General features: G+C 40.1%; 16 protein-coding genes. 3 read left to right on the forward strand and 13 right to left on the reverse strand.

Going from position 1 to position 13,227, the window contains the following annotated elements; translation table 11 throughout:
• Window positions 1-50 precede the first annotated feature (50 nt).
• Window positions 51-1,133: an NAD(P)H-dependent flavin oxidoreductase gene (locus tag AUO94_RS06690; protein WP_149456431.1), complete on the reverse strand. Its 1,083-nt coding sequence runs from the start codon at window positions 1,131-1,133 to the stop codon at window positions 51-53.
• 139 nt (window positions 1,134-1,272) lie between these two features.
• On the opposite strand from AUO94_RS06690, the gene AUO94_RS06695 reads away from it, so the two are divergent.
• A complete protein-coding gene (locus AUO94_RS06695) occupies window positions 1,273-1,533 on the forward strand; it encodes a hypothetical protein (RefSeq protein ID WP_058386490.1) in 261 nt (86 codons plus the stop codon).
• Between the two features lie 380 nt (window positions 1,534-1,913).
• Here AUO94_RS06695 and AUO94_RS06700 read toward each other — a convergent pair whose 3' ends face one another.
• Entirely contained in the window at window positions 1,914-2,762 is an 849-nt protein-coding gene (locus AUO94_RS06700; protein WP_058386491.1) for a VOC family protein, read from the reverse strand.
• Window positions 2,763-2,895: 133 nt separating this feature from the next.
• Between AUO94_RS06700 and AUO94_RS06705 the strand changes: the two genes are divergently transcribed.
• Window positions 2,896-3,225, forward strand: coding sequence for a winged helix-turn-helix transcriptional regulator (locus AUO94_RS06705; RefSeq protein ID WP_058386492.1), 330 nt, complete (start codon window positions 2,896-2,898; stop codon window positions 3,223-3,225).
• Window positions 3,226-3,279: 54 nt separating this feature from the next.
• Here the strand turns inward: AUO94_RS06705 and abc-f are convergent, their stop codons facing one another.
• Together abc-f and AUO94_RS17240 are read right to left on the reverse strand one after the other, a co-directional pair.
• Window positions 3,280-4,911, reverse strand: a complete 1,632-nt coding sequence (gene abc-f, locus AUO94_RS06710) for a ribosomal protection-like ABC-F family protein (RefSeq protein WP_058386493.1) — start codon at window positions 4,909-4,911, stop codon at window positions 3,280-3,282.
• 92 nt (window positions 4,912-5,003) lie between these two features.
• Window positions 5,004-5,141 (reverse strand): hypothetical protein, encoded by a 138-nt coding sequence (locus AUO94_RS17240; RefSeq protein ID WP_156423932.1) that lies wholly within the window; start codon window positions 5,139-5,141, stop codon window positions 5,004-5,006.
• Window positions 5,142-5,312: 171 nt separating this feature from the next.
• On the opposite strand from AUO94_RS17240, the gene AUO94_RS06715 reads away from it, so the two are divergent.
• Entirely contained in the window at window positions 5,313-5,624 is a 312-nt protein-coding gene (locus AUO94_RS06715) for a hypothetical protein (RefSeq protein ID WP_058386494.1), read from the forward strand.
• A gap of 32 nt (window positions 5,625-5,656) precedes the next feature.
• Here AUO94_RS06715 and AUO94_RS06720 read toward each other — a convergent pair whose 3' ends face one another.
• The 9 genes from AUO94_RS06720 to AUO94_RS06760 form a co-directional block, all read right to left on the reverse strand.
• Window positions 5,657-6,598, reverse strand: a complete 942-nt coding sequence (locus tag AUO94_RS06720; protein WP_058386495.1) for a magnesium transporter CorA family protein — start codon at window positions 6,596-6,598, stop codon at window positions 5,657-5,659.
• 57 nt (window positions 6,599-6,655) lie between these two features.
• A complete protein-coding gene (locus AUO94_RS17380; protein WP_169793166.1) occupies window positions 6,656-6,823 on the reverse strand; it encodes a hypothetical protein in 168 nt (55 codons plus the stop codon).
• Between the two features lie 76 nt (window positions 6,824-6,899).
• Entirely contained in the window at window positions 6,900-7,313 is a 414-nt protein-coding gene (locus AUO94_RS06725) for an NUDIX hydrolase (RefSeq protein ID WP_316833999.1), read from the reverse strand.
• Between the two features lie 174 nt (window positions 7,314-7,487).
• Window positions 7,488-7,961, reverse strand: a complete 474-nt coding sequence (locus AUO94_RS06730; RefSeq protein ID WP_058386496.1) for a GNAT family N-acetyltransferase — start codon at window positions 7,959-7,961, stop codon at window positions 7,488-7,490.
• Between the two features lie 621 nt (window positions 7,962-8,582).
• On the reverse strand, window positions 8,583-9,437 hold the full coding sequence (gene tatC, locus AUO94_RS06740; protein ID WP_058386498.1) for a twin-arginine translocase subunit TatC: 855 nt from the start codon (window positions 9,435-9,437) through the stop codon (window positions 8,583-8,585).
• A gap of 10 nt (window positions 9,438-9,447) precedes the next feature.
• Window positions 9,448-9,672, reverse strand: a complete 225-nt coding sequence (gene tatA / locus AUO94_RS06745; RefSeq protein WP_058386499.1) for a twin-arginine translocase TatA/TatE family subunit — start codon at window positions 9,670-9,672, stop codon at window positions 9,448-9,450.
• A gap of 18 nt (window positions 9,673-9,690) precedes the next feature.
• Window positions 9,691-11,403 (reverse strand): GMC family oxidoreductase, encoded by a 1,713-nt coding sequence (locus tag AUO94_RS06750; RefSeq protein WP_058386500.1) that lies wholly within the window; start codon window positions 11,401-11,403, stop codon window positions 9,691-9,693.
• A 19-nt stretch (window positions 11,404-11,422) separates the two neighbouring features.
• Window positions 11,423-12,175 carry a gluconate 2-dehydrogenase subunit 3 family protein gene (locus tag AUO94_RS06755; protein ID WP_058386501.1) on the reverse strand — a complete coding sequence of 251 codons (753 nt, stop codon included), beginning with the start codon at window positions 12,173-12,175 and terminating at the stop codon, window positions 11,423-11,425.
• A gap of 161 nt (window positions 12,176-12,336) precedes the next feature.
• On the reverse strand, window positions 12,337-13,131 hold the full coding sequence (locus AUO94_RS06760; RefSeq protein ID WP_058386502.1) for a LysM peptidoglycan-binding domain-containing protein: 795 nt from the start codon (window positions 13,129-13,131) through the stop codon (window positions 12,337-12,339).
• Between the last annotated feature and the right edge of the window lie 96 nt (window positions 13,132-13,227).

Below are 13,227 nucleotides of genomic sequence, written 5' to 3' on the forward strand. Positions count from 1 at the left end.
GTATAGCATGGGTGAATTGGAAACTCGAGTATCACTTTGACCAGTTCACTCTACAAACCTGATTCGTTTAAAATTGTTTCTGCTTCTTCTATAATAGCTCTAACAATGTCCACGGTGGCCATTTCCTTATGCAGGCCTCTAGTAGATTGTCCTGCCCATAATGACATAAATTCTGGATTGTTAGATTTTGCAGCCGCTGAACGAATATCTTTTGTGAATGTGTTTTGAGAAGGAAATGGCAATGGCTCTATACCGCTTTGTTCAAATTCTCGTATAAAGCGATTTTTAATCGCGCGTGCGGGTCGCCCAGAAAAGCTTTTAGTTATAATTGTGCTTTCCTCGTCACTTTCAACTATCGCTTTTTTATGTGCTGGATGTGCTCCAGATTCTTTAGCGCTAACGAAACGAGTACCGATTTGAACTCCTTGAGCCCCGAGAACTAGTGAAGCGATAAGGCCACGTCCATCCACAATACCTCCTGCTGCAATGACTGGAATTCCAACCGCATCTGCAACCTGTGGAACTAAAGACAGCGTACCCACCTGTGCACCTGACGGATGAGTAGCAAGAGAAAACGTACCGCGGTGACCTCCCGCTTCACTTCCTTGCGCTACGACAATGTCTGCTCCACAACTCTCTGCCTGTTTTGCTTCTTCTACGGTCGTAACCATCACTATAATTTTGACCCTTCGCGCTTTAGCCACCGCCATCTGTTCAGCAGATAAACAACCAAAAGCTGTGCTGATAATGGGTACTCCTTCTTCAATACAAATAGCAAACTGTTCTTCGCTCCAATTAGGTGACGAATAAGTTGACTGGAGGTTGCCAATAGCTAGTTCTGAAAAGAAAGGATTTAATACTTTTTGCACTTCTGCTAACCGGCTAAAATCATCTTTTACTGGGGCTGCAAAAATATTAACACCAAACGACTTGTCAGTTTTCGATTGAATTTCTTTGATAGCTTGTCGCATTGCGTTCGGGGCCATATACGCAGCCCCTAAAGTGCCGAGTCCCCCTGCATTACTAACTCCAACAACAAGTTCAACAGTTGTCGTTCCCCCCGCCATACCGGCTTGAATAAGAGGGTAATCGATTTTAAGCAATTGACAAATTTCTGTTTTCAATAAAATCACAGATAGTCCCCGCCTCTCATTTGATTGCATGTTGCTAATGCTCTCAGTATCTCGTAAACAGCAATATACAGCAACAAGGAACTTTTTTACGAGATGCAACGTTTGGTATAGTAAGCAAACACAAAAGGCGGGATTTACTATGAAGGGATTCCTTTCATTTTTAGGCATCACTTTAATTGTTGGAGCATGTGGATTAATTCTCTTAACTTTTTACGGCAATCCTTTAGAAAAAGCGATCAGCCAAGAAAGTATGTACGCATATACCGAAACACGTGAGAATCGTGTTCCTGAGATACCTGAAGAAAATCAACTAACATCAAAAATTCCTGTGCAAGCAGCATTTACTACTACAGCCTATACCTCATTAGACAATAGTTGCATCATGGTTTCTCAGGATTAGTAAAAAGGGGCTGCCGCAAAAGATCATGAACAATGATTTTTTACGCGCAGTCCCTTTTGCATGTGACAGCATGACAGCAAAGCTTAAAGCGAAAATAAATTGATGATACAAGTTTCAGGCAAACGCAAAACTGACGGGGAAAGCGTGTTCGTTTATTGAGGGCAATTGATCGTTCGGTAAATTTCACCTGTGTGACCTCGAAAAAGTACAAACCGAGTTTAAGCTTGTGGCATTGGCCCACAAGCTTCTGAAAGTAGCTGACACCCATAACTACTTTCTATATTCTCGACGGCAATTCAAAAAGCAGGCGGAGAAAAAGGAACTCTTTTTCTCCGCCTGTCTTATTTTAGAGATTTATGGGACAGTCCTTTTTACTGCAATCAAACAACTAAACGAATACTATTTCCTGATGGATCTTTAACTTCCCAATACTCATCCCGTTTGATTATTTCTGTTCCTCGTGAGCATAAGTTTTCGATTGCTTTATCACGATTTTCCTTCTCCATTATTAATGTATAGTAATTCAACCCGGCTTCTTTCTCAGGTAACGCTGGAATTCCTTCACCATTCCAGATATTCAACCCAATATGATGATGGTATTTTTGATCTGCGACAAATAACGCTTGCCGTCCTAACCTCGAAACGACTTCAAGCCCTAATCCTTCTGTATAGAAGTTTTTAGCTTCTGTTAAATTCGAAACATGTAAATGAATATGACCCATAACCGTTTCAGCGGGTAGTCCACACCAAAGCATAGGAGATTTCTGAGCTTCCTCAATTAAACCTTGTGCATCAATTGGTTCTACCGCCATCGATACTTCCTCATTACTCCAATTCCAATGATCTGGTGTACGGTCTCTATAAATTTCGATGCCATTGCCTTCTGGGTCTGATATATATAACGCTTCACTAACTAAATGATCAGACGAACCTAATTCAATTCCTTGTTGATGAAGGTGCACAAGAATTTTCCCTAGTGCTTGTCGAGTCGGCAATAAAATAGCTAGATGATACAGCCCAGTGTAACGACCTTGTTTCGATGTAATCCCTTCAATTACTTCAAGTCTAACCAATACATTACCGCCAGCACCCAGTGCTACTAAATGCGGTTCTTCGGAAATCACTTCAAATCCAATTACCTCTGTGTAAAACTCTTTCATTTTCTTTATATCGACTACTTTCAATCCGATTTCACCTACATGTGTAACAGGCTTGTTATGAAAATTCATTGCTTTTACCTCTCTTTTCAATTAGTTACTTTATGTAACTAACTATATTTTAAATACTTAATTACGTCAAGTAATTAAATTCTTTTAAAATAGTTGGCATTTATGCTACTATGTTAGAAAAGGAGTGATGAGCATGGATACTTCCATCATCTGCCCTCGTTTCGAGACAGCTATTTCCCTGCTCAGTCAACGCTGGACTGGGCTGATTATTTACCAACTACTTTCTGGATCCCAACGTTTTAGCGAATTAACCGAGATCATTGGTATCAGTGGACGGCTGTTATCTGAACGACTGAAAAGCTTGGAAGCACAAGGCTTAATTACACGCACAGTTTATCCTGAGACGCCTGTACGGATTGAATATGCTTTAACCGAAAAAGGACGGTCGTTACAACCCGTTATGGATGAAATTCAAAATTGGTCGCAAGTATGGATAGATCCTACTGAAAAAAGCAACGAATAATTTTGTGGATCATTAGCAAAAGAGCTTATCCGAAAATCGGATAAGCTCTTCTTTTTATTCGATAGAACTTGCTACTTTTTCTCTCGTAGTCGAATAGCCTCCCTCAAATCGTTCAATTGTTTCATTTTTGAGCCAGTAAGTAACAGGAAATAGCTTATCTAAAAAATAACGATCATGTGAAACTGCAATAATCGTTCCTGAAAAATCACTCAACGACTCTTCCATCACTTCTTTTGCTTCTAGATCTAAATGATTTGTCGGTTCGTCTAAAATTAGTAGATTATGATGTTGATGCATCAGCTGTGCGAGTCGCAACCTCATTCGCTCTCCACCGCTAAGCTGTCGCACCGGTTGAAATACCATATTGCCAAAAAACAAAAATTGAGCGAGCATTGGACGTGCATCGTATTCCGAAACAGCAATTGCTTCACGAAATTCTTCTATAACGGTTCTATCATTATCCATCTCTAATGTGTGTTGAGATAAATAGCCGATTGATAGGTTACTTCCTAACTTTACATCTCCGGCATCAGCTGACTCTTTCCCAACCATCATGTTTAGCAATGTCGTTTTTCCTGTCCCATTTGAGCCAACAATCGCTACTCGTTCTCCGTAACGGATATGCATTGCAATGTCTTGAAACAGCATACGCTCTCCAAATTCTTTCCACACTCCATCCAGATGCACAACATCCTTGCCACTACGTCCGTCTATTTTCAAATTTAATGCCATCTGTTTTTTCGATAACAGAGGACGGTCGAGAACTTCAATTCGGTGTAACGCTTTTTCCATGCTTTTCGCTTGCCGATGCATACCTGCATTAGGCGGATTTGCTCGATTGGCCCATTCTTTCAATCGTTTGATTGCCTCTTTCATCTTTTGAATTTTCTTTTGCTGGTCTTGATATTGCTGAAACTCTACTAATAAGCGAGCTTCCCGTTCTTTTACATAGTTCGAATAATTTCCTGTGTATTGAATCAACTCACCTTGTTCCAATTCCCAAATGTGCGTAACCGTTTCATCCAAAAAATAGCGGTCGTGAGATACAAGGACAATCGTTCCTTTATAATGGCTAATAAATGAACCGAGCCATTCAATCGCGTCTAAATCTAAATGATTTGTCGGCTCGTCGAGCAAGAGCAAATCTGGTTTTTGCAAAAGTAACTTTGCCAACCCCACTTTCGTTTTTTCTCCGCCGCTTAACTGTCCCCATTGTGCAAATTTTAACGACTTAATCTTTAACCCGTTTAACACTTGGTCGATTCTCATGTCGATGTCGTAACCACCGCGTTGAATAAAATCATCTTGCATCGCTCCGTAACGAAGAAGAATACGCTCCACTTCATCGGGATCGACAGTTTCCATCTGCTTTTCCATCTTCGTTAACTGCTCCTGCAAAGCATTTAACGCTAAAAACACAGCTTTTAATAATTGTTCTACCGTTTGCTCTGGCTGCTCATCAGGGGATTGTTCTAACAGACCGATCTTACTGCCTTTTTTCCACGTCACGACTCCTTCAGTTGGCTGTAAGGTTCCCGCGAGTACATTTAATAACGTTGACTTTCCTTCTCCGTTTCTTCCGACAAGTCCAATGCGTTGACCTTCTGAGACTTCTCCTTTTATATGATTGAATATTTTTTGCGTTGCAAAATGGCACATTACTTGTTGAAACTGGCTAATAATCATTATGCTCTTCCTTCCTAATGAAGAGACATGCACACAAAAAGGCACGCCAAGAGGCATGCCTTTGTCAAAATCCGATTGTAGGCAGATATCTCTTACTGGTAGTATTCACTCGATTTTGTTGGCTGAAAAAAGACAGATTTCTCCCGTCCAGCTACTCCAGTGAAAGTAACGCCATGAAGAATGTAGAGATATTCTTGACATTCTGTCATGCGCTTACCAGTTTGATTCATCTTACCCACCTCCTTAATGTATTGTTATCATCATACAATTTCATATCCAATTCGTCAACAATTCGTCAGAATATTCTTCCTTCAACTGAATTCATTGAAAGAAGTAGGGATAACTCTTAAGAAACGGGGTAATGATAATTAACAGCGGTTTCTCAGAAAGGTGGTCAGAATATGTCTATGTATTCCAGATTAACTTTTGATAATGACACCCGAAAAGTAGAAAAAGCTTTAAAAAAGTACGAAGACAAAAAAACGGAAGCTTTGGTTTTACTTGCAGAAATTGACATGCTCGAGAAGATGGAAGATGTCCAAGATGCGGAACTGTGGAAACGACAATCCATGAAGGAAAAGCTTGTTGCTGTAGAACGTCAGCGAAGGGACTTAGTAGAATTGGTTACAGATTACGTAGAAAAACATGGAAACCAAGACCTTTACGTTTATACGGAGTTGCTGCAAGAGCTAGAAAGAGATAAAGCAAAATAAAACCACAGCGGGGCTATTGCCTCGCTGTGGTTTTATTTTTTCCCGGATGTAGTTCGACCAATAGACTGTAGAATATCTCCCATCCACCCTTTTCGCTTTAGATAAAGATAAAGGACAAAGGTAGTACCAATAATCACAACTATCGACATGATATAGCCTATCTGCCATTTTAACTCCGGCATGTTCTCAAAATTCATTCCCCAAAGAGCTCCCCATGCCATAACCGGCGTGAATAAAGTAGTTAGCACCGTTAACGTTTTCATAATTTCATTGCCTCGGTAATTAGCTACTACATTTTCGATATCAACCATGTTATTCACTTCATCTTCATACGCGTTAACGAGCATAACACAGCGATCAATCCGATCAGCCGTGCGTTGGTATTCGACTTCTTCTGCAACTTTTTTACCGAAAGTTTCTTTAATCGCCATTTTAATTTCTTGAAATCCCATAATTAAATGTTTCCACAATAAAATTTCATGCCGAATATTCTCAATTTCTCCTAAGGTTTTCTTATTATTTTCTTCTTTGATTGCCCATAGTAAATCATGCAAACGTTCCTCAAAACTATCTATTTTATGTAAGATGGAAGCAACCATTTCTCCAAGAATAATATTCATTATTTCTATAGTAGAAGTGGCGTTTTCCATTTGACGCAAAATTTCATCTTTCTCCAAATCAGCATCTTGTTCAAAATCAATTTTATTCGTGACGAAGACCTCTTCTGATAAGTAAAAGTGAAAAACTTCACGTGAATCCTTGGATTTTGCGCTTTGTCGGTAAATCAATGATCCCCATAGTGCTTCTTGGCCACGATCCACCGTGTGAGTATGAAGTATATTAACAGCCGTCTTTTTCGACTGGTCGATCCAATTGTGCATTTTTTTATTTTTAGGAAGAAATTTACGGAAATTATAATCTTCAACGCCGTCTTCCTCATGCCAAATTGCATGTTTAAACGTATATTGCGGCATTGCTATGTCCCCTTCCTATTCAATACGATGCAAAAAGCAAGCCAGTACATGGCTTGCTTACTCTTTTTGCGGTGTATGATCTCTGTATTTTTCATTTGAGTTTTCTTCGTATTCCAAATCTCTGTTTGGCATCGGGTCCATTTCCTTTTCAGGCGGCATATTTCGAAGTGGCTCAACTTCTGGAATCAGTCTTTCGCCTTCTTTTTTTCCCTGGTCGTTCTTCACCCAAAACACCTCCTTGGATTGTTGTTATACCATAATTACCCGTTTTGATTTTTTATAATCCAAGAAAATCAATTGATCAATGCACTGCTAAAGATTCGATCAGCGCTGCGTCATCCGGATAAGCCAGCTCTAATTCTCGTAGTTCAGCTATAGATTTCCAAGCTACATCTGTAATCCACTCATCTTCAGCGTGAAGTACGATTTCGCCACCCGTTACTTTCACTTTAAAATAAGTAACTTCAAACGATACGGCCGAGTCCTCGTATTCACCAGTTCTAGCATCCAATTTCTCTATAATTTGAACCGTCAATCCGGTTTCTTCAAAGAATTCACGCATGCAGCATTGTTCTGCCGTTTCCTTGCCTTCAATACCGCCTGCTGGTACCGTCCATTTCTTTTCCTCACCAGGTATGCCTTGTAATACTAATAATACTTCGTTTTTTTCGTTGACACAGACACCTGCTGCGCCTTTCCAATTTGACATTTTCATGTAATCTCTCCTAAAGTCTATTTCGATTTGAGCAGTTTCTTGTCCTCTAAAAGAAGTACTATGCTGCCAGTTGTTTTTACCGTACCACATATTTCAGCGCGCTAGACGAGCTTATGCAAATAATTTTAGACAAAACAAAACGACTTACTCTAGTAAGCCGTTTTGTTGGGTATATTACTCTGCCTTTTTTCGATGTTCCTGCTCTAATACGATTCCATGAGTTGCCTCTGGTAATCCCAAATCTCCAGAAAATCCATTTGCTCTGTAAAAGGCATCTGCAGCAGAAGAATCTGTCCGAACAACAAGCTCATGGAAATGTCCTTTTGCATCTTCAATAATTTTCTGTAATAGTTTTGTGCCAATCCCTTGTCTGCGAGCATTCGTAGAAATATAGAACCTCCGCAGTCTCCCTACACTTTCTTTACTGGAATAAGGATCACGGTTTAATCCACCGATAGCTACCAAATGATCCTGGTGATCCCATACTCCATATAACACTTCGGCGGTTTTATTGAATGTATTGCTCCCATCTTCGTACTGATCGACAAGTCTTCTTAGAAAACGATAGCCTTCTGCTTCACTTTCTTCCACTAGTTTTGAGACATCCATTGCTTTTAAGTCTTGGATTTCTTTGATTTCTACTGTCATGTCGCATCCTCCTCATTATGGATATTCACTTTCCACTTCCGAATTCTCTGACGATTCCCTGCTCTTTCAGTGTATAGCAGATATAGTTTAATTGCCATTAAATATCAGAATTTTCATTCAACGAAAATAAGGACTGTCCCAAAAGCCATGAAAAGTGACTTTTAAGGGGCAGCCTCTTTGTACATTTATGAGAAAGGGCAAATGTCCATTCCCATCAGCTATTTTAAACCTAAATCAGGAGACAAAAACCGTCCATTTCTGTAAAATGAAAATTCCTATCCCCGCCTTACAGAAAGGCCCATTTTATGTGAAATTCGAAGATGACTTCCCCAAAGGACAGCACGGAAAAGTATTGATGGACGTCCTCTTTGAACAGATAACGCAAAATTGACCGAGAAAGTGTGTTCAGTCCTATCAAAGGCAATCGGTTGTTCCGGCGATTCCTCCTCCGGGACCTCGATAAAGTACACGCGGAGGTCAAGATTATGGCATGGACCCACAATCTCCTGAAAGTAGCTGGCATTTACCAACTGCCTTCAGGGCGCTCACTACAAAAAAAGACGAAGAAAAGAAAGGCTTTTTCTCCGTCTGTTTTTAGGAACTTATGGGACAGTTCTCTTTTTATTGAACGGTTTCTTCTCGTATCGCTTTTTTATCTTCTGTTTTCTTGATGATGAAAATACTCGCTTCATAAAGACCTGCCATTGGAATCAACACTAGCAACTGACTCAAAAAATCCGGTGGAGTGATCAAAGCTGAAACAATGGCCAATACTAGATAAGACCATTTTCGGACCTTTTTCATTGAAACGGAAGTTAATATGCCAATGGATGATAAAAATAAAGCGATAATCGGCATCTCAAACAGTAAACCTAACGGAACGGTTGTCATAATCAAAAAGTGAATGTATTCATTTGCTGAAATCATGACATCGAAATTCGCCATCCCTAAACCAATCAAAAATTGAAAACTGAGCGGATTGACGATAAAGTAACTAAATGCCAGTCCCAAAACAAACAGTAAAAACATGACTGGAGAGTAAAGACCTAGAAAACGAGCCTCTTTTTCTTCAAGTCCTGGTTTAACAAATTGCCAGATAAAATGAATTAGAAATGGTAAAGACAATCCTAAAGCTAATGTTGCGGATATTGACGTGTAAAATTTAATAACTTCCAAAGGCCCTAAAATAACCAAATTATTTCCCTTAACAATATAAGGAAACCAAAAATTTAACGTTGAGAAAACAACTAGTAGGAAGAACAAGAAAACAATCACACTTTTAATAAGTTGCTTTCTCAATTCTCCTAGATGGTCAACTAAATTCTCCACTCGCATTTCCGGTTCTTCCGTGGGCTCTTCTGGCTTTTGAACAGGAGATTCCGTCACCTTTTCCGAAGTCTCCTCCGCAGGGTTTTCTAACTGTTCTGCTTTTTTATGCAGTGGACTTGTTAATTTTTTGTCTCCATACGGATCCATCTAACCACCTTCATAGTTTCTCAGATTTTTTTAAGTCTTTATCCTCGACCTTTTCTTTTTTGACGGTTTCTTCGTCATCGTCATCCATTAAGCCTTTTGTTGAACGCTTGAATTCAGAAAATGTTTTCCCGACTGCTCCACCGATTTCGGGCAATTTTTTTGGTCCAAATATAATTAAAACAATGACTAAAATAATGATTAAGCCCGGCACGCCAATTGAAGCTAATCCTCCCATGTTGTTCTTCCTCCTTTATTAGACAAGTGATCCGCCTTCGCGGCTATAACGAATAATACCTTCTGCACAACGGTAAGCCAGTGCTCCGACAGTTCCTGTTGGATTGTAGCCGCCATTATGAGCAAAATTCCCAGCTCCTATAACAAATAAATTTTCTGCATCCCAGTGTTGCAAGAAGTTATTGACTACACTCGTAGCAGGATCTGCGCCCATTATCGTTCCACCCGTATTATGAGTAGTCTGATACGGCACGATGTCATAATCTGTAATCTCTCCACTTGCAGCAACTGTTTTCGCACCCATTTCTTTCACAATTCCAGCTGCTTTTTCCGTAATATAGCTGTGAAGTGCACGGTCTTGGTCTGTAAAGTTATATGTCAGTTGCAATAATGGAACGCCGTAAATATCCTTATACGTATCATCAAGTCCTAAGAAGTTCTCTTTGTGTGGCATCGAAGCTCCTTGGCCACCAACACTTAAGGTTCTTGTAAAGTTCTCTATTGATGCTTTTTTAAATTCTGCGCCCCACGACGGGGTTCCTGGAGGTGTCGGGTTAGATAGAATTGGCCGAGATCCAGTTTGAGTTGAAGACAAGCTCGCACCGTGAATAAAATCAAGATCTCCATGGTCAAAGGTGTCGCCATTAAAATCATCTATCGTCATGCCAAGAGCTCCTGCGCCCATAAATGTATTCATTTGTTCGTCAAAAAATCCTGTAGCACCCGGAAGAATTTGATATGCATAATTTTTACCTAAAGATCCTTGACCTGTTTCCGGATCGTATTGCTGACCGATGTTTGAAACCATTAACAATTTGGCATTATTCATGACGTAACTGGTCAGAACAACAACATTTGCAGGCTGTATAAATTCTTCGAACGTGACCGTGTCGTAGTATCTTACGCCCGTTACCTTGTCTCCTTCTTTCATCACTTCGACAACGTTTGAATTGAATCTGACATCATAATTACCCGTTTCTTTAGCTGTTGGCACGACGGTTATCTCCGGTGAAGTTTTAGCCCCGTACTCACAGCCAAAGCGCTCACAAAATCCACAATATTGACAAGCGTTGATTTTCTGCCCATCTGGATTTTCGTAAGCTTCTGATAAGTTAGCAGAAGGCATCATAAACGGTGAATAACCTAAATTAGTTGCCGCTTTTTCAAAACGTTGCAAAATGGGTGTTTTTTTCATGGGTGGCGTTGGAAAGTCACTTGATCGCTTGCCCCAAAACGGGTTTTTATCTTCTCCTGAAAGACCAATTGTTTTTTCAAAACGGTCAAAATAAGGCTCTAACTCATCATAAGTGATTCCCCAATCTTGAATGGTGTAATCAGCCGATAGTTTATTCGCGCCGTATTTTTTATCTGTCATGGTTTTTATTTCAAAATCATACGGAAGAAAACGCCAGGTTTGACCATTCCAATGCGTTCCTGCCCCGCCTAATCCTACACCGAGTAAAAATGATCCTAATTGGCGCATTGGCAATGCGCGTTGCTTACGATTATTTCGAAACGTCAGTGTCTCCTTCGACAGATCCTGCATCAACTCATAGCGGACAGCGTAACGGTATTCATCGTGGACCATACTAAAATCCGCAGTGCCACGCTCACGACCACGTTCTAGTCCCACCACTTTCAATCCTTCTTTTGAACATTCAGCAGCAATAATACCACCTGTCCACCCGACTCCTACGGTTACTACATCAACGCCTTCTAAAGTTGTCACCATATCGATTCCCCCTTTTCAGTTAATGATTCATGCCAAGAGATTTCGGTTTGATTTCTACAAAATCTTCACTTTCGATGTCTTTAATATAAGCAAGCTGATGTCCCGGAAAGCCTTTCATTTGCCAGCCATCCATATTGGCATTTCCACCATAAATCGGATCAGCATAAGCTCCCTCTAAAGTTGCTTGTCTCAATAACCGGAAAAAGAACTGAGATTCAACACCCCTCATTTTAATTTCATTTTCTTGGAAAGCTGTTAAAATTTCATCCATTTGTTCGCCTTCTAAATCAACAAATTTAGTTTTAAACCGACTGTCGGCTTCTTCTTGCATTAATTGAATGCCTTGCATAAACATCTCATTTCGCTTTAATCGACTTTGATAACCTTGTGTAGGCTCCCCTTGCGCAAATGGCGCCTGCATGTATTCTTTCGAATTTTCACCGTAGCTACCTGCTAGTTGATTATCAATAAAATAAGGCACAGCTAAACCAATTGCACCCGGTCCTAAATCATCTTCAGGAAAAATTCGCTCCGTAGCTTGAGACAAAACTTCAAAATCTGCCATACTTTTAAAAAACGTTAACCCTCTAATGCTACTAGAAGCTTCTTTCGTTCCACCTGAACTGCTAGAAGAATCTGTCGCATTATCTTGCTTGTTTGTATTCGCGCCAATTAATCCACCAATAATCCCTCCGCCAATTAAAGCACCTGTTGCAATACCTGAAGTTTTTAGAAAATCTCGCCGTGAAAAATTCTTATCTTTTTCCGCCATTTCACAAACCTCCTTTTATTTTAATATTCTGAATACAATTACTATACTCCTTTAATACCGTTTTTTGCAACCAGACTAGTAAAAATCAATTTTTTTACATAAAAAAGACCAAAAAAAGAAGCCAAGGGAGTGGACACCTCGGCTTTGTAGCATAGTAATGTTTAGTTTAATACTTTAATAGTAATGTTTTTACGTCCCCAGTTTAGGGCTTCGCCTTGCGTTGGGATAAAGACATCAATTTTATTGCCTTTGATTGCGCCACCAGTATCTCCAGCGATCGCTTCTCCATATCCTTCTACCCATACTTTAGAGCCCAGTGGAATAACTGAAGGATCTACTGCGATTACTTTTTGGTTTGGATTTGCACGAAGATCAATTCCTGTTGCAGTCGTACCTGAGCATCCTGCGCAATAAGCTGTATAAGCTGTTGCAGAAACTGTCATTGTTTTACCAGCTTGCGTTGAAGCTTGTGTTGGTGCTTTTTCAGCAGGTGCACTTGCTGGCGTTGGTGCTGGTGCAGTAGACTTTGCTGGTGCAGATGCTGTTTTAGCAGGTGCTTTTTCAGCTACGGCAGTCCCGCCTTTAACTGTCAACGTATCACCTGGGTAAATCATATAGCCTGAAATACCATTCCAGCTCGTTAAGCTATCTAATGAAATTCCGTGTGCACTCGCGATTTCGAATAATGTATCGCCTGATTTTACTGTATATGTCGAGCTATCTGTTTTTGGTGTTGCTGCCTGCCCATCAATTTCAAGTTCTTGACTTGGCAAGATCAAATCTGAAGATAGATTATTCCATCCCTTTAAGCTTTCTACCGATACGTTCTTATCTTGTGAAATTCCCCAGAGTGTATCCCCTGATTGAACTGTATATGACGATGAAGCGCTAGCTGTAGTAGCTGCTCCCACACTTAACACTGCAATAGCAGTTAGTGTAACGATATGTTTTTTCATAAATTGAAATTCCTCCTTTTCACTAACAGGAATGATCATAACACCTCGACATGTCAAGAACATGACAGAACGACAGATAGAATATCACAATTTCAT

The organism is Planococcus kocurii (assembly GCF_001465835.2).
GTDB classification, from domain to species: Bacteria; Bacillota; Bacilli; order Bacillales_A; family Planococcaceae; genus Planococcus; species Planococcus kocurii.